General features: G+C 64.7%; 11 protein-coding genes. 3 read left to right on the top strand and 8 right to left on the bottom strand.

The annotated features are described in order from the left end of the window. Positions 1-73 precede the first annotated feature (73 nt). Positions 74-1,483 (bottom strand): glutamate--ammonia ligase, encoded by a 1,410-nt coding sequence (gene glnA / locus ABHF91_RS16210; RefSeq protein ID WP_409421265.1) that lies wholly within the window; start codon positions 1,481-1,483, stop codon positions 74-76. A gap of 340 nt (positions 1,484-1,823) precedes the next feature. Here glnA and typA point away from each other — a divergent pair, with 340 nt between their 5' ends. Both typA and ABHF91_RS16200 read left to right on the top strand, forming a co-directional pair. Beyond that, positions 1,824-3,650, top strand: coding sequence for a translational GTPase TypA (typA, locus tag ABHF91_RS16205; RefSeq protein ID WP_409421264.1), 1,827 nt, complete (start codon positions 1,824-1,826; stop codon positions 3,648-3,650). Between the two features lie 140 nt (positions 3,651-3,790). Then, positions 3,791-4,636: a virulence factor BrkB family protein gene (locus ABHF91_RS16200; protein WP_409423143.1), complete on the top strand. Its 846-nt coding sequence runs from the start codon at positions 3,791-3,793 to the stop codon at positions 4,634-4,636. Between the two features lies 1 nt (position 4,637). Here ABHF91_RS16200 and treC read toward each other — a convergent pair whose 3' ends face one another. The 3 genes from treC to treR all read right to left on the bottom strand — a co-directional run bounded on the left by treC (position 4,638) and on the right by treR (position 8,882). After that, the gene (treC, locus tag ABHF91_RS16195; RefSeq protein WP_409421263.1) at positions 4,638-6,305 is read right to left on the bottom strand and encodes an alpha,alpha-phosphotrehalase; all 1,668 of its coding nucleotides are present in this window, start codon (positions 6,303-6,305) and stop codon (positions 4,638-4,640) included. A gap of 62 nt (positions 6,306-6,367) precedes the next feature. After that, positions 6,368-7,801: a PTS trehalose transporter subunit IIBC gene (gene treB / locus ABHF91_RS16190; RefSeq protein WP_409421262.1), complete on the bottom strand. Its 1,434-nt coding sequence runs from the start codon at positions 7,799-7,801 to the stop codon at positions 6,368-6,370. A gap of 130 nt (positions 7,802-7,931) precedes the next feature. Further along, positions 7,932-8,882, bottom strand: a complete 951-nt coding sequence (treR, locus tag ABHF91_RS16185) for a trehalose operon repressor TreR (protein ID WP_409421261.1) — start codon at positions 8,880-8,882, stop codon at positions 7,932-7,934. Positions 8,883-9,016: 134 nt separating this feature from the next. Between treR and dtd the strand changes: the two genes are divergently transcribed. Next, the gene (dtd, locus tag ABHF91_RS16180) at positions 9,017-9,457 is read left to right on the top strand and encodes a D-aminoacyl-tRNA deacylase (RefSeq protein WP_409421260.1); all 441 of its coding nucleotides are present in this window, start codon (positions 9,017-9,019) and stop codon (positions 9,455-9,457) included. A gap of 3 nt (positions 9,458-9,460) precedes the next feature. Here the strand turns inward: dtd and ABHF91_RS16175 are convergent, their stop codons facing one another. The 4 genes from ABHF91_RS16175 to pssA form a co-directional block, all read right to left on the bottom strand. Continuing rightward, positions 9,461-10,123 (bottom strand): SAM-dependent methyltransferase, encoded by a 663-nt coding sequence (locus tag ABHF91_RS16175; protein WP_409421259.1) that lies wholly within the window; start codon positions 10,121-10,123, stop codon positions 9,461-9,463. A 1-nt stretch (position 10,124) separates the two neighbouring features. Further along, the gene (locus tag ABHF91_RS16170) at positions 10,125-12,155 is read right to left on the bottom strand and encodes an AsmA-like C-terminal region-containing protein (RefSeq protein WP_409421258.1); all 2,031 of its coding nucleotides are present in this window, start codon (positions 12,153-12,155) and stop codon (positions 10,125-10,127) included. Between the two features lie 60 nt (positions 12,156-12,215). Then, positions 12,216-14,285 (bottom strand): ATP-dependent DNA helicase RecG, encoded by a 2,070-nt coding sequence (recG, locus tag ABHF91_RS16165; protein ID WP_409421257.1) that lies wholly within the window; start codon positions 14,283-14,285, stop codon positions 12,216-12,218. Positions 14,286-14,368: 83 nt separating this feature from the next. Then, a complete protein-coding gene (gene pssA, locus ABHF91_RS16160; protein WP_409421256.1) occupies positions 14,369-15,721 on the bottom strand; it encodes a CDP-diacylglycerol--serine O-phosphatidyltransferase in 1,353 nt (450 codons plus the stop codon). Positions 15,722-15,835 lie beyond the last annotated feature (114 nt).

Genomic DNA, 15,835 nt, shown 5'->3' with positions numbered 1-15,835 from the left:
TCACGGGTCTCATTATTGGAGAGCCGGTAAAAAAAAACCCGCCTGAACGGCGGGTTTTGAGTTCTGGGTCCGCTTATACGGAGTAGTACAGTTCGTACTCAACCGGGTGCGGAGTCATGCGTACACGATCCACGTCAACTTGCTTCAGCTCCAGGTAGGAGTCGATGAAGTCGTCGGAGAAGACGCCACCACGGGTCAGGAACTCACGGTCGGCATCCAGAGAGGCCAGGGCCTCGTCCAGAGAACCGGACACGGTCGGGATCAGCGCTTCTTCTTCCGGCGGCAGATCGTACAGGTTCTTGTCCATGGCTTCGCCCGGATGGATCTTGTTGATGATGCCGTCCACACCGGCCATCAGCTGAGCAGCGAAAGCCAGGTACGGGTTGGCAGCCGGATCCGGGAAGCGAACTTCGATACGACGGGCCTTCGGGCTCGGTACCAAGGGGATACGGATGGAAGCGGAACGGTTACGGGCAGAGTAGGCCAGCATAACCGGGGCTTCGTAACCAGGTACCAGACGCTTGTAGGAGTTGGTAGCCGGGTTGGTGAAGGCGTTGATGGCCTTGGCGTGCTTGATGATACCGCCGATGTAGTACAGCGCGGTTTCAGACAGACCACCGTACAGGTCGCCGGCGAACAGGTTAACCCCATCCTTAGCCAGAGATTGGTGGCAGTGCATGCCAGAACCGTTGTCACCAAACATGGGCTTCGGCATGAAGGTTACGGTCTTGCCGTAAGCGTGGGCCACGTTGTGGATGACGTACTTCAGCACCTGCACTTCATCAGCCTTCTTGGTCATGCTGTTGAAGCGGGTGGCGATTTCGTTTTGACCAGCGGTAGCCACTTCGTGGTGGTGAGCTTCAACCACTTGGCCCATTTCTTCCAGGATCAGACACATGGCAGAGCGCAGGTCTTGGGAAGAGTCCACCGGAGCAACCGGGAAGTAACCACCCTTAACGCCGGGACGGTGACCCTTGTTGCCATCTTCGTATTCGGTGGCGGAGTTCCAGGCTGCCTCTTCGGCATCAACCTTGAAGAAGGAACCGCCCATGGTGTTGCCGAAACGGACGTCGTCAAACACGAAGAATTCCGGCTCCGGTCCAAACAGAACGGTGTCCGCGATGCCGCTGGACTTCAGGAACTCTTCGGCACGCTTGGCGATGGAGCGCGGGTCGCGGTCGTAGCCTTGCATGGTGGCGGGTTCCAGAATGTCACAACGAATGATCAGGGTGGCTTCTTCGGTGAAAGGGTCCATGACGGCGGTAGAGGCGTCGGGCATCAGAACCATGTCAGATTCGTTGATGCCTTTCCAACCGGCGATGGAAGAACCGTCGAACATCTTGCCGTCTTCGAAGAAACCTTCGTCGACTTGGTGAGACGGGATAGAAACGTGCTGTTCTTTACCCTTGGTGTCAGTGAAGCGAAGATCAACAAATTTCACTTCTTGTTCTTTGATCATCGCCAGAACATTTGCAGCGGACATGTCAACTAACCTCCGGTGTCGTAAAAACGTATTCGAAATCAACAGTGCCTCGGAACCGAGTCTGCTAAAAACGTGCCAAAAAATTATTTCCTTTAACTTACAGAGAGTAATGGCTTAGGGCCGATCCACCAAAAATCAGCCTGCATCGTTTAGGTGCATCGAAAACCATTATGAGGCCCCAAAATTGGGCAATGGGTTCGCCAGGTCCACCCGCTCTGGGGTCATAGTGTGAGGCAAGGCAAAATTTGATCACGGAATTTCAGCTGAATTTGCTATGAAGATCACAAGTGGCCGAGTAGAATGACTGCCCAATTTTTCCCCACTTGTTTTAGAGGCGAGGATGTTAGACAAGCTCCGCAACATTGCCATTATCGCGCACGTTGACCATGGCAAAACCACACTGGTAGACAAGCTGTTGCAACAATCCGGCACCCTGGACCGCAATAGCGAAGGCCAGGAGCGGATCATGGACTCCAATGATCTGGAAAAGGAGCGTGGCATCACCATCCTTGCCAAGAACACTGCTATCCGTTGGAAAGACTACCGCATCAACATCGTTGACACCCCCGGTCACGCCGACTTCGGCGGCGAAGTAGAGCGGGTCATGTCCATGGTGGATTGCGTGCTGCTGCTGGTGGATGCAGTGGACGGTCCCATGCCCCAGACCCGTTTCGTGACTCAGAAGGCGTTCGCCCAGGGGCTGCGGCCCATAGTCGTGGTCAACAAGGTGGACCGGCCCGGTGCCCGTCCGGACTGGGTCATCGATCAGGTGTTCGATCTGTTCGACAACCTGGGCGCCACCGACGAGCAGCTGGACTTCCCCATCGTCTACGCCTCCGCCCTGCAGGGTTTCGCCACCCTGGATCTGAGTCAGCCGTCCGACAACATGGATCCCCTGTTCCAGGCCATCGTCGATTTCGTCGAGCCGCCGAAGGCGGATCCGGCCGGTGAGTTCCAGATGCAGATCTCCCAGCTGGACTACTCCTCCTACGTGGGTGTCATCGGCATCGGCCGTATCACCCGCGGTAGCATCAAGCCCAACATGCAGGTGACCGTGGTGGGTGCCGATGGCAAGACCCGCACCGGCAAGGTGGGTCAGGTCATGGGTTATCTGGGTCTGCAGCGTACCGAAGTCGCCGACGCCCAAGCCGGCGACATCATCGCCATCACGGGTCTGGGCGAGCTGAAGATCTCCGACACCATCTGCTCCAACGCCGCCGTGGAGGCCCTGCCGCCCCTGTCGGTGGACGAGCCCACCGTGACCATGACCTTCCAGGTCAACACCTCACCGTTCGCCGGCAAGGAAGGCAAGTTCGTCACCTCCCGCAACATCCTCGAGCGTCTGCAGAAGGAACTGGTGCACAACGTGGCCCTGCGGGTGGACGAGACCGAAGATCCGGACAAGTTCCGCGTCTCCGGCCGGGGTGAACTGCACCTGGGCATCCTGATCGAAAACATGCGTCGCGAAGGTTTCGAACTGGCCGTGTCCCGTCCCGAGGTCATCATCAAGACCATTGATGGCGTGCGCATGGAACCGATGGAAACCCTGACCGTGGACATCGAAGAGCAGCACCAGGGCTCCATCATGGAGAAGCTGGGTGAGCGTAAGGCCGATCTGTCCAACATGGTACCGGACGGCAAAGGTCGGGTGCGGCTGGATTACCTGATCCCCGCCCGTGGCCTGATCGGCTTCCAGACCGAGTTCATGACCCTGACCTCAGGCACCGGTCTGCTGTACCACACCTTCGAGCGTTACGACGAATACAAGGGTGGCAGCATCGGCGAGCGGCAGAACGGCGTGCTGATCGCCAACGCCACCGGCAAGGCCCTGGGCTTCGCCCTGTTCAACCTGCAGGAACGCGGCCGTCTGTTCATCGAACACGCCACCGAGGTGTACGAAGGTCAGATAATCGGTATCCACAGCCGTTCCAACGACCTGACCGTGAATTGCCTCAAGGGCAAGCAGCTGACCAACATGCGGGCCTCCGGCACCGATGAGGCCATAGTGCTGACCCCGCCCATCAAGATGACCCTGGAACAGGCCATGGAGTTCATCGACAACGATGAGCTGGTGGAAGTGACCCCCAAGAGCATCCGCATTCGCAAGAAGCTGCTCACCGAGCTGGATCGCAAGCGCGCCGGTCGCGCATCCGGCAAGGACGAATAAGTCCAACGCCCCTCGAGAACCCCCGCCATAGTGCGGGGGTTCTTTTATCTGGCATCCATCCGCTAGAATCCGTCGCCGTTTGCTGCCATGATCCGCTCACTCGAGTCCATCATGGGAGCCCCGCCGTGTCCGTCCCCCCTGTGGCCAAGTGCCTGAATTCGTGTCACCGTCTCCTGCCGTTGCTGCGCTGTTTCCTGCGGCGCAGCCGGGAGGACAGGTTACCCGTGCTGGCCGGTCACCTGGCCTATGTCACCCTGCTCTCCCTGGTCCCCCTGGTGGCGGTGGTATTTGCCGTGCTGGCCTATCTGCCGACCTTCGAGCTGCTGCAGCAGCAGCTGGAGCAGTTCGTGTTCAACAACTTCGTACCCACCGCCGGCGAGGTGATCCACGATTACCTCCTCACCTTCGTGGGCAACGCCTCCCGCACCACCTCCTTCGGCCTGCTGGCGTTGATGGTGGTGGCCTTGCTGCTCATTTCGGCCATCGATGAGAACCTCAATCATATCTGGCGCAGCCGGGGCAAACGCCGGTTGAGTACCACCATCGCCGTCTACTGGCTGGTGCTGACCCTGGGCCCCTTGCTGGTGGGGGCCAGCCTGCTGGCCACTTCCTATGTGGTGTCGCTGCGGCTGTTTGATGGTGAGCTGGTGGTGGGGGTGGTGAGTCGGTTGCTGGGGCTGTTCCCGCTGCTGCTGTCGTTTTGCGCCATGCTGTTCATCTACCTGCTGGTGCCCAACGTCAAGGTGCGGCTGCGCCACGCCCTGATAGGTGCCCTGGCGGCCGCATTGCTGTTCGAGGGGGCGAAGAAGGGCTTTGCCTTCTACATCACTCATTTCACCTCGTATCAGCTGATCTACGGCGCCCTGGCGGCCATTCCCATCCTGTTTGTCTGGGTCTATCTGAGCTGGCTCATCGTGCTGCTGGGGGCGGAGGTGACCGCCACCCTGGGGGAACAGGCCCAGGGTGACGGTCCGCAGTGGGATTGACTCAGGCGTCCGCCGGCAGCAGCCAGGCGATGGACTCGTAAGGCCGCAGCGTATGGGGCCCCGGCTGCGCCGGGCTGTCGGCATAGTTGGCGATAAGCCGCTGGCCGCTTGCCTCGGCCACCGGCAGGGCCAGCGGCTCCCGCCCCAGGTTGTTCACCACCAGCAGGCGCTGATCCTGCCAGCGGCGCTCGTAGCACCAGAGGCTGGGATGGTCCGGCGCCAGATCCCGATAGTCCCCCTCCACGATCACCGGGTATTGCTTGCGCAGCCGGATCAGCTGCCGGTAGTGGTAGAAGAGGCCGTCCGGGTCGGCCAGGGCGGCCTCGGCGTTGACCCTGAGGTAGTCGGCGCCCGGGGCCAACCAGGGGGTACCCTGGCTGAATCCGGCGTTGGGGCCGGCATCCCACTGCATGGGGCTGCGGCTGTTGTCCCGGGAGCGGGCCGCCAGCAGCGCCAGTATCTCGGCCTCCGCCATGCCCTCGGCCCGCTTGATGGCATGGAGGTTCAGGCTCTCCACATCCCGGTAATCCTCGATGCGGCGGTAGCCGGGGTTGGCCATGCCCAGCTCTTCCCCCTGATAGATGTAGGGGGTGCCCTGCAGCAGATGCAGGGCGGTGGCCAGCATCTTGGCCGAGACCTGCCGGTATTGTCCTTCGTCGCCGAAGCGCGACAGGATGCGCGGCTGATCGTGGTTACACCAGAACAGGGCGCTCCAGCCCTGGCCGTGCAGGCCCTGCTGCCACTGGTTGAACAGTGCCTTCAGGGCCACATAGTCCGGCGGTGCCAGACGCCACTTCTCGCCATCCGGGTAGTCCACCTTGAGGTGGTGGAAGTTGAACACCATGGAAAGCTCACGTCCGTCCGCAGCGGAATAGCGCTGGCAGTGGGCCAATGAGGTGGAGGACATCTCGCCCACCGTCATGGTGCCCAGGGGGGTGAAGGCCTCACGGCTGAGTTCCTGCAGGTACTCGTGGACCCGGGGACCGTCGGTGTAAAAGCGGCGGCCGTCGCCGACCTGATCGTCCGGAAACTGCTGATCCTTGGAGATGAGGTTGATGACATCCAACCGGAAGCCATCCACCCCCCGGGCGGCCCAGAACTGCAGTATCTGCTTCACCTCGTCGCGCACCGCCGGGTTTTCCCAGTTGAGATCCGCCTGCTCGGTGGCAAACAGGTGCAGGTAGTATTGGCCGGAGGCGGGATCCCGCTGCCAGGCGCTGCCGCCGAACTTGGATTGCCAGTTGTTGGGCGGACCGCCGTTCTGACCGTCCCGCCAGATGTAATAGTCCCGGTAGGGACTGTCCGGATCCGCCAGGGCGTCCTGGAACCAGGGATGGGCGGTGGAGGTGTGGTTGACCACTATGTCCATGATGAGCCGGATGCCCCGGGCGTGGGCCTGGCGCTGCAGCTCGTCAAAGTCGGCCAGGGTGCCGTAGGCGGGGTCTATGTCGTAGTAGTCGCTGATGTCGTAGCCGTTGTCCACCTGGGGAGAGCGGTACATGGGGGTGAGCCAGAGGGCGTCCACCTCCAACTGCTTCAGGTAGTCCAGTCGCCGTATGATCCCCTGAATGTCGCCGGTGCCCTTGGCGCCGGAGTCCTGAAAGCTCTTGGGGTAGATCTGGTAGATGACGGCCTGGCGCCACCAGGGCGCCGCGAGAGAATGAGTCATGGATACCTCTGTATCTGAATGCCAAAAAAGGCGCCCGGCCTGAGGCCGGGACACCTGTCTGGTTAGCGGGCGGCTGCAAGTTCCGCAGACGGGGCCACGCCCAGCTTCTTGTGTTTGTAGACGAGGATGGTCAGCCCCATGGGGATCACGATGGCAATCAGCATGGCCAGGGCGTAGATGCCCCAGAACTGCGGCTGGATGGAGAGGATGCCGGGCAGACCGCCCACCCCGATGCCGTTGGCCAGTACGCCGGTACTACCGCACAGCACCGCCGCCAGGCAGGAGCCGATCATGGCGCACAGCATGGGGAACTTGTACTTGAGGTTGATGCCGTACATGGCCGGTTCCGTGACCCCCAAGTAGGCGGAGATGGCCGCCGGAATGGAGATCTCCCGCTCGTTCAGCTTGCGGCTGATGATGACGATACCCATGACGGCGGAGGCCTGGGCTATGTTGGACAGGGCGATCAGCGGCCAGATGGGGGTGCCGCCCATGCTCTGCATCAGTTGCAGATCCACGGCGTTGGTGGTGTGGTGCACCCCGGTGATCACCAGCGGCGCATACAGGAAGCCGAACAGGGCGGCGCCGATGGGAGCGAAGCTGCCGGTCATGGCGGACTTGGCGGCCCAGGCCACACCGTCACCGATCCAGCGACCGAAGGGGCCGATCAGGCTGTGGGCCAGGATCACCGCCAGCAGCAGGGAGCAGAAGGGCACCACCACCATGTAGAGGTAGGCCGGTACCAGCCGTTTGAGGCGGGTTTCAATGAAGGCCAGCAGCACCCCGGCCAACATGGCGGGGATCACCTGGGCCTGATAGCCCACCTTCTGGATGGCGAACAGGCCGAAGTCCCACACCTCGGGGGCCTGCTTGCCGATGTCGTAGGCGTTCATCAGCTGCGGGCTCACCAGGGTGACCCCCAGCACTATGCCCAGTATCTCGCTGCCGCCGAGCTTGCGCACCGTGGACCAGCAGACCCCCACCGGCAGGAAGAAGAAGATCGCCTCGCCCAGCAGCCAGAGGAAGGAGTGGGCGGTGGCCCAGAACTGGCTGATCTCGGTGAGGGTGTGGCCGTCGAACATCTTGATGTCGCCGATCACGTTGCGGAAGCCCAGGATCAGACCGCCGGTGATGATGGCCGGCAGCAGGGGCACGAAGATCTCCGCCAGGTGGGAGATGCCCCGTTCCAACAGGTTCATGTTCTGCCGGGCGACCTGCTTGGTCTCTTCCTTGCTGGCCTCGCCGATGCCCAGTTCGGCCACCAGCTGCTTGTAGAACTCGTCCACCTCGGTGCCGATGACCACCTGGAACTGACCGGCATTGGTGAAGCAGCCCTTCACCGCCGACAGGGCTTCGATGCCCTTCAGATCGGCCCGCTCGGGGGCCTTCAGCACGAAGCGCAGCCGGGTCAGGCAGTGGCTGACGGTGGCGATATTTTCCGGGCCGCCCACCCGGTCGATCAGCGCACTGATCTCCTGTTGCTTGAACTTGCTCATCATAGCGTCCTGGTGCAGTGGTTTGGGGAACGTTCCCATAATCAACAGGGCGAAGTGTGGTTATCCTGCGGGAAAACCGCAAAGGGAACGTTCCCATAATGCGGCGCTGCTCACAATTTGGACTGGGGGGTTACTCTACCAGCTGGCTGGGGGCCTGCAGCTGACAGGGGGCGGCGCCAGACTCGATCTGTGCCAGCAGCTGCTCGGCTGCCAGATGGCCCGCCCGCTTGTAGCCCAGATCCACCGACATCACCTTGGGGAACAGGAAGCGCAGCAAGGCGTTGTTGCCCACCCCGGTGACCACCACATCGGCGCGCCCTACCTCCTGCAGGTATTTGGCCACCCCCAGGGCTATGGTGTCGGTGGCGCAGACCAGAGCCTGGGTCTGGGGCTGCAGCAGCCGGGCCGCCAGCTGGTAACCGCTCTGGTAGTCCAGCTCACCGAGGGCGTAATGAGGCTCCAGCCCCTGCTCGGTACAGACTCGCAGGTAACCGGCCAGCCGTTGTCCGCCGGTGGTGACGTCTTCGGCGTGCACCCCGACAAAGCCGATGTGGCGCAGGCCTTGCGCCAGCAGATGCTGCAGCATGAGGGCGATGGCGCCCTCGTCGTCGTGACAGACGGAGGCCAGGCCTGGCCAGGGGCGGGCGATGAGCACCAGCCGGTCCCGCCAGTCGGCCAGCTTGTCCAGATCCAGCCCGGTGAAGGCAAACAGGATGAGGCCGTCCACCCCACGGCGGGCCAGCAGGGCCAGGTGTTCATCCGTCTTGTCGGGGCTGAACTCGCTCTCCATCAGCATGGCGTCATAGCCACGGGCGTAGAGGGTCTCCAGGATGCCGCGCACCGAGCGGTTCTCCGAGGCGGAGTCCAGCCGCGAGACTATGATGCCGATGAGCCGCGGGCTGCGGGTGCGCATGGAGCGGGCGGACTTGCTGGGTTCGAAGCCATGTTCGCGGATCACCGCATTGACCCGCTCCCGGGTCTCGTCCTTGACCTTGGGATCCTGGTTGAGCACCCGGGAGACGGTGGACTTGCCGACGCCGCTGAGGCGGGCGATATCCAGAATGGTGAGTGGCTTGTGCATGGGACCCCGGGGCAATGAGAGACCGCCTATTGTTGTCCGGTTGCCGGATGGGGACAAGGGGCAGCGTCTTGCCCCTTGGCCTGGCGAGTCCCAGCGGTGACAATGCGGCCTTTGGTCAAGAAGGGGGTGACGGCATGATTGCCTTGATTCAGCGGGTCAGCGAGGCCAGCGTGCGGGTGGACGGTCAGGTGGTGGGGGCCATAGGTCCCGGCCTGCTGGTGCTGTTGGGGGTGGAGCGGGGCGACGACAAGGCGCTGGCGGAGCGGTTGCTGCACAAGGTGAGCGGCTATCGGGTGTTCGGTGACGAGCAGGGCAAGATGAACCTCAACGTGCAGCAGGCCGGCGGCAGCCTGCTGGTGGTCTCCCAGTTCACCCTGGCGGCCGAGACCAACAAGGGCATGCGCCCCAGCTTCGCCGAGAAGGCGGCGGCCCCCGAGCTGGCCGAATCCCTGTACGACTACTTCGTCCAGCAGGGCCGGCGGCAGGGGTTGACGGTGGAGACGGGGCGCTTTGCCGCCGACATGCAGGTGAGCCTGACCAACGACGGCCCGGTCACCTTCTGGCTGCAGGTGTAGAGGTCAGCGCGGGCTGGCCCAGAGGATGCGGTTGCGGTAGCCGCTGACCTTCTGCTCCCCCTCGGGGATGAAGTACTCCGTCAGCACATCCAGCAGCGCCTGGCTCTCGGCATCGTCCCGGGCCGGCAGGTTGATGATGAGCCGCTGGGTGACGCAGCTGGCCAGCCGTGCATAGAGGCGGGGGGCGAACAGGCAGGCGGGCACGCCGTCGCCGCTGAACAGGTCCACCAGGGCCACCTCCACCGGCTGCTGCCAGTTCTCCAGCCAGGCCAGGGCCTCGGCCTGATAGAGGCGGGGCTTGGCGTTGGCCTGGAAATATTCCTGATACAGCTCCAGCACCAGGGGATCCAGCTCCACGCAGTAGTGGCGGATGGCCTTGTTGCGGGCCCGCAGCCAGCGGGTCAGATCGCCGCCCCCCAGACCCAACTCCAAGAAGGTGGCCAGCTTGGGGGGCAGCAGCTCCGCCACCGTCTGCTGGTGGGGCAGGCAGAGGCGGGGCGGATCCTTGCGCACCAGCACCGACTGCACCACGCCGTCCAGCTCCAGCCAGCGGTAATCGGCGTTCTCCAGCACGGCACGGCGGCCGTACTCCCCCTCCACCAGGCGCAGCAGCTGGCCCCGTTGCAGGGAGTCGTGCAGATGAAAGGGCGGGAGCTTGGCGGCCATATCAGGATCTCAACTTGCTTTGTCGCCCCTGGGGCGGATAGGTGACGGGGGTGGTGTGCCATGGCTGACAGCCCTGGGGCTCGGCCACTTGCAGGCTGGGCTCGGCGAGAGGGCCGCTGAGGTGTGCGGTCAGGGCCGGGCAGTAGTGGCTGTCCAGCAGGGCCCACTGCAGATCCCACTGCCCCTTGGCCAGATCCACGCCCCCCTGCCAGGCCAGCAGGTGGGTGATGGAGGAGGCGGCGGAGCCCGCCAGGCTCAGCCGGCCGTCCTGGGCGGTGAGCTGCAACCGGCTGGGATTGAAGGCGGTGTCGCCCTTGGGCAGCTGGCCCAGCAGGGCCGACCAGGGGGTCGGTTCCGGCAGTGTCTTTTGCTGCAGCAGATCGTCCAGCGCCTGATCCAGGGCTATGCCCTCCAGAAAACCGTCGTTGACCGTCAGGCTGACCTGGCCGCTGAGGCTGCTGCCGATCTGGGCCCAGCTGTTGCCCTGAGCCTGCAGGTCCAGCTGCAGCTGGCCCTTGCCGTCGAAGGGATAGCTGGGCTGCAAAATGGCGCTCACCTGCTGCAGATCCGCCGGCTGCCAGCTCAGCTGCAACGCCTGCTTGCCATCGGCCGCCGGGCTCCATTGGCCGCTGACGTTCAGCTGGCCGCCCTGCAGCTGGGTGGTGAGCTGCTTGAGCCTGAGGTCGTCGGCCTGCCATTCGGCAGCCAGCTCACCCTGGCGTCCCACCAGGCCGCCATAGGCCAGCTCCAGCCAGCTGGCTTCCAGGCGGGCGCGCTCGCCGGCCCGGTGCAGCCCCAGCTGGTCCAGCAACAGATCCGTGGCGAACAGCTCGCCCCCCTTGAGGGACAGCGGCAGGGCATCATCAAACGAGATCAGGTTGAGCTGCCCCACGTCCAGGCGGCGCAGCTGCACCCTGGGCCAGCCGGTCAGCTGCTGACGCCAGTCCGCCGGCAGCTCCAGCCGGCCCTTGTCCAGGCTCAGGCGCTCCAGGGTCAGGGTCTGGCCATCGGCCTCCAGCTGGCCGGCCAGGCTCAGCTGTCCCTGCCACAGGCCGGCGTCCAGGCGAAATGGCGAGGGGTCGTCGGCGTTGAGTTCCAGCTGTCCCTTGGGCTGCTCCAGTTGCCACAGGCTGCCCCAGGCCAGCTCATCGGCCTCGCCCTTGAGGCGCAGCTGGGGATTGTGGCCGGCCTGCCAGTTGAGCTGCTCCAGCTGGCCGTGGAAGCGGTTGAGGGCGCGGTGGGCGCTGGCCTGGGACAGGCTGATGTCGTCCAGGGTCAGTTTCCCCAGCTGCAGCTGCTGCACCGGCAGCACCTTGGGAGCATGGTCCAGATCCAGCCGGTTGCCCTCCAGGCGGGCGCTGGCGGCCTGCAGGCTGGCCTGGGCCGGATCCCAGGTGAGCTGCTGCAGGGTGAAGCGGCCGTCCAGCCCCTTGCCGCTGAGGTGGTCCAGCTGCAGGCGGTTGGCCTGCCATTGGCCGTCCAGCTCCAGATCCGCCAACTCCAGGTTGTGCCAGCGCAGCCGGCCGATGCGGCCGGTGAGCCCCAGCTGCTGCAGGGGCTGCCATCGGCCGTCCTGCACCGGTTGCCAGTTGCCCAGGTGCAGGCTGACACCACCCAGCTGGCCGTCCGGCCAGTTGAGGGCCAGCTCCGTCAGGTTGAGATCCTCCACCTTCAGCTGGGCCAGGGGGAAGCTGGGCCAGCTCTGGCCATCTTTCAAGGTCAGGCGGGGGCGCACCAGATCCAGGTGGCGGATCACCAGGCTGCGCTGGAACCATGAGCCTTCGGCCACCTCCAGGTAGATCTTATCCGCCGTCAGCACATCCCCCAGCTTGATCCCTTCCGCCAGCACTATGTTGGGGTAGAGGGGGTTGTAGTCCAGCTTGTTTATGGTCAGGGGCAGGCCGGTCTGCTGTTCCACCCAGGCACTCAGGGGTGCCCGCAGGTGGCTGGGGTTGAGCAGCCCCAGGCCAATCCAGATCAGCAGGATCAGCGCCAGCAGGCTGTAGAGGAAAAAGCGAATCGCGGTTTGCATCGTGTCTCCATCTGGGCGGCCATCCGGCTACTATAGGGGCCGGGCGGGCCTGACGAAAGTCTAGACCTGGGTGTAGTTGTCCCGCTCCCCCAGCCAGCGGCGGATCAGCGGGGTCACCCGCTCCGGCGCCTCGGCCTGCAGCCGGCGGGCCAGCTGCTGTACCAGGGGGATCAGGGGTTGGTCCCGCAGCAGGTCGGCGATCTTCAGATCCGCCAGCCCGGTCTGCTTGGTGCCCAGCAGCTCGCCGGGGCCCCGCAGCTCCAGATCCCGCTGGGCGATGAGAAAGCCGTCGTTGCTCTCCCGCAGCACCGCCAGCCGCTGCTGGGCCGTCTTGGTCAGGGGCGCGTGGTAGAGCAGCACGCAGTGGGAGTCCCGGGCGCCGCGGCCCACCCGGCCGCGCAGCTGGTGCAGCTGGGCCAGCCCCAGCCGCTCCGGGTTCTCGATGATCATCAGGCTGGCGTTGGGCACGTCCACCCCCACCTCGATGACGGTGGTGGCCACCAGCAGCTGCAGCTCGCCGGCCTTGAAGGCCCCCATCACCTTCTGCTTCTCCAGGGGCCGCATGCGGCCGTGCACCAGACCGATGCGCAGCCCCGGCAGCCGCTGCTGCAGCTCGTTGGCGGTGTTCTCCGCCGCCTGGCAGGCCAGCACCTCGGACTCCTCGATCAGGGTGCAGACCCAGTAGGCCTGGCGACCGTCCTGGCAGGCCTGGCGCACCCGCTCTATCACCTCATCCCGCCGGCTGTCGGCCAGGGCCACCGTGGTGACCGGGGTGCGGCCCGGCGGCAGCTCGTCGATGATGGAGGTGTCCAGATCCGCGTAGGCGGTCATGGCCAGGGTGCGGGGGATGGGGGTGGCGGTCATGATGAGCTGGTGGGGGTGGGCGCCGGCCTGGCTGCCCTTCTCCCGCAGCGCCAGCCGCTGGTGCACGCCGAAGCGATGCTGCTCGTCGATGATCACCAGCACCAGGTGGGCAAAGCGCACCTGCTCCTGAAACACCGCATGGGTGCCCACCACCAGCTGCACCTCGCCGGCGGCCAGGGCGGCCAGCTGGCTCTCCCGTGCCTTGCCCTTGAGCTTGCCCGCCAGGTAGCCGATACGGATCCCCTGGGGCTCCAGCCAGCCGGCCAGGTTGACGGCATGCTGCTCGGCCAGCAGCTCGGTGGGGGCCATCAGGGCCACCTGGCCGCCGTTGCCGATGGCCTGCAGGGCCGCCAGGGCCGCCACCAGCGTCTTGCCGGAGCCCACGTCCCCCTGCACCAGCCGCATCATGGGGTGGGGCCGGGCCAGATCGGCGCCGATCTCCGCCACCACCCGCTGCTGGGCGCCGGTGGGGGAGAAGGGCAGGGCGGCCAGCAGTTGTTGGCACAACTCCGGTTGCTGGGCCAGGGGCACGGCGGCCAGCCGGGCGCTGGCGGCGCGGTGGCGCAGCACCGACAGATGGTGGGCGATGAGCTCTTCGAGGATCAGCCGCTGCTGGGCCGGGTGGCGCCCGGTCTCCAGGGTGGCCAGATCCACCTCCGGCGGCGGTCTGTGCAGCAGCTGCAGGGCATCGGCTTGGCTGATCTGCTGGGGGTAGAGTCCCTCGGGCAGCAGCTCGGGCACCCCGTGCTGGCGCAGCAGCACCAGGGCCTGGTCGGTGAGGCCGCGCAGGCTCTGCTGGCGCAGCCCTTCGGTGGCGGGGTAGACGGGGGTCAGGCTGGACTCCATCTGCACGGCCTGCTCGTCGTCCAGCAGCTTGTACTCGGGATGGATCATCTCCAGCCCCTGGTAGCCCGCCTTCACCTCGCCGAAGCAGTAGAGGCGGCGACCGGGTTTCAGGGCCGCCTGCTGGCTCATGTGGAAGTGGAAGAAGCGCAGGGTCAGCCCCGCCTGGCCATCGTGTAGGCGGCAGACCAGCATGCGCCGGCGGGCCGGGATGATCTGGCAGTCGGTGATGATGCCCTCGGTGCCACAGCTCAGCCCGGGTTGCAGGGCGTCCAGGGGCAGGCTCTGGGTGCGGTCTTCGTAGCGCAGGGGCAGGTGGAACAGCAGGTCCTGCACCGTCTGCAGGTGCAGGGTCGCCAGTTTCTCGGCGAGCTTGGCGCCTACGCCCTTGAGGCTGGTGATGGGGAGCTTGTCCAGATGCATGCCGGGCCCGTCATACTGTAAATATGATCAGATAATAACAAAGGCCCCCCGAAAACGGGAGGCCTGACGGACACTGGTGAAACCTAGAGGATCTGACGCAGCAGCAGGTGGGCCTTGAAGCGTTGCAAGCGGGTCAGCAGCCGGCGGACCTGCTCGGGGTAGTCCTTGAGCTGATCCAGCTGGCTGTAGTGGCTCAACCGGCGGGTGTGCTGCAGTATGCTGGCCTTCTCCTCGGCAAACGGCGCCTGCAGCAGGCCTTCGGGATCCCGCAGCAGCAGGCCGTTCTCCAGATCCAGGGTCCAGGCCCGGGGATTGAGGTTGCTGCCGGTGATCAGAGTCAGGTCCGTGTCGACGAACACCCCCTTGAGGTGATAGGAGTTGTCGTCGTGCTGCCAGAGCATGACGTTCAGCTGGCCATTGTCGATGCGCCGTTGATAGCGCTGACAGAAGCGCCGCAGGTTGCACTCGTACAGGTAGGGCAGGCCGCCGATGGGGCTGAACTTCTCGCCGGGCGGGATGAAGAAGTCGTTGGCGGTCTTGTCCCCCACCACCAGGGTCAGCTTGACGCCGCGATTGAGCAGCTTGCGCAGATCCTGGGCCAGGCTCTTGGGCGGGTTGAAGTAGGGGGTGCAGATAAACACCTCCTCCTTGGCGCCCCGCAGCAGCTGCTGTATGACCCGGTTGAGGGCGTTGTCCCGCTTGCCCAGCCCCACCAGGGGGGTGACGCTGAACTGCCCCTCCTTGCGGTGGGCGGGGATGAAGCGGTACTGCCCCTGCTCCAGGTGCTGGCGGAACTGGCGCTGCAGCGTCTTGAACTGGCGCACCTGGGGCACGTCGGGTCTATCCAGCCGCTGCACCGCGCCTTCTTCGATCAGCTGGCGGCGCACATATTCCACCATGCTGTCGGCCAGGGCACCGTCCTGGATCTCGTGGTAGCGGTCGAAGCGGTAGCGCCCCTGCTGGGCCAGGTAGATGTTGTTCAGGCTGGCGCCGGAATAGAGCAGGGTGTCGTCGAACACGAAGCCCTTGAGGTGCAGCACCCCCAGCCATTCCCGGCGTTTCACCGGCACGCCGCGGATGGCGATGTCCAGATCCGGGTGGTCGGCGGCCAGCTGCTGATAGCGCTGATGGTTGCCGGACTGCTGGCCCTTGCCGATGAGGCCGCGCTGGGCGCGGTGAAAGTCCACCAGCACCTGGATATCCAGCTCGGGGCGGGCCCGCTTGGCGGCGTACAGGGCGTCGAGTATCTCCCGGCCGGCCTCGTCATCCTGCAGGTAGAGGGCCACCAGATAGATGCGGCGCTGGGCCTCGGCGATCAGGGTCAGGATCCGCTGCTTGAAGGCGGCGGCGGAATGGTGGATCACCAGGGCCGAGGGGCTGACCGGCAGGGACGGCAAGGCGTCCAGCTGTCGGCGATAGTGAGTCGTGGGAAGCATACGCATACCTGAAAATCAACGAGGCACGGGGCCGAACACGTCAATCGAAGTGGGCGGATTCTACCAATTTGCCGGGGTCCTGCCAGCCTTGCGGGTGCAAAAGGCGGTGGCAGG

The sequence above is a fragment of the Pseudaeromonas aegiceratis genome, from assembly GCF_046254905.1.
In the GTDB taxonomy this organism is placed as follows: domain Bacteria; phylum Pseudomonadota; class Gammaproteobacteria; order Enterobacterales; family Aeromonadaceae; genus Pseudaeromonas; species Pseudaeromonas aegiceratis.
Note: the sequence above shows the minus strand (reverse complement) of the source record. Positions and strands in the feature narration are given on the sequence as shown.

Coding starts and splice junctions, on each gene's coding strand:
- glnA (WP_409421265.1), bottom strand. CDS start 1,483: ATGTCCGCTGCAAATGTTCTGGCGATGATCAAAGAACAAGAAGTGAAA.
- typA (WP_409421264.1), top strand. CDS start 1,824: ATGTTAGACAAGCTCCGCAACATTGCCATTATCGCGCACGTTGACCAT.
- treC (WP_409421263.1), bottom strand. CDS start 6,305: ATGACTCATTCTCTCGCGGCGCCCTGGTGGCGCCAGGCCGTCATCTAC.
- treB (WP_409421262.1), bottom strand. CDS start 7,801: ATGAGCAAGTTCAAGCAACAGGAGATCAGTGCGCTGATCGACCGGGTG.
- treR (WP_409421261.1), bottom strand. CDS start 8,882: ATGCACAAGCCACTCACCATTCTGGATATCGCCCGCCTCAGCGGCGTC.
- dtd (WP_409421260.1), top strand. CDS start 9,017: ATGATTGCCTTGATTCAGCGGGTCAGCGAGGCCAGCGTGCGGGTGGAC.
- ABHF91_RS16175 (WP_409421259.1), bottom strand. CDS start 10,123: ATGGCCGCCAAGCTCCCGCCCTTTCATCTGCACGACTCCCTGCAACGG.
- ABHF91_RS16170 (WP_409421258.1), bottom strand. CDS start 12,155: ATGCAAACCGCGATTCGCTTTTTCCTCTACAGCCTGCTGGCGCTGATC.
- recG (WP_409421257.1), bottom strand. CDS start 14,285: ATGCATCTGGACAAGCTCCCCATCACCAGCCTCAAGGGCGTAGGCGCC.
- pssA (WP_409421256.1), bottom strand. CDS start 15,721: ATGCTTCCCACGACTCACTATCGCCGACAGCTGGACGCCTTGCCGTCC.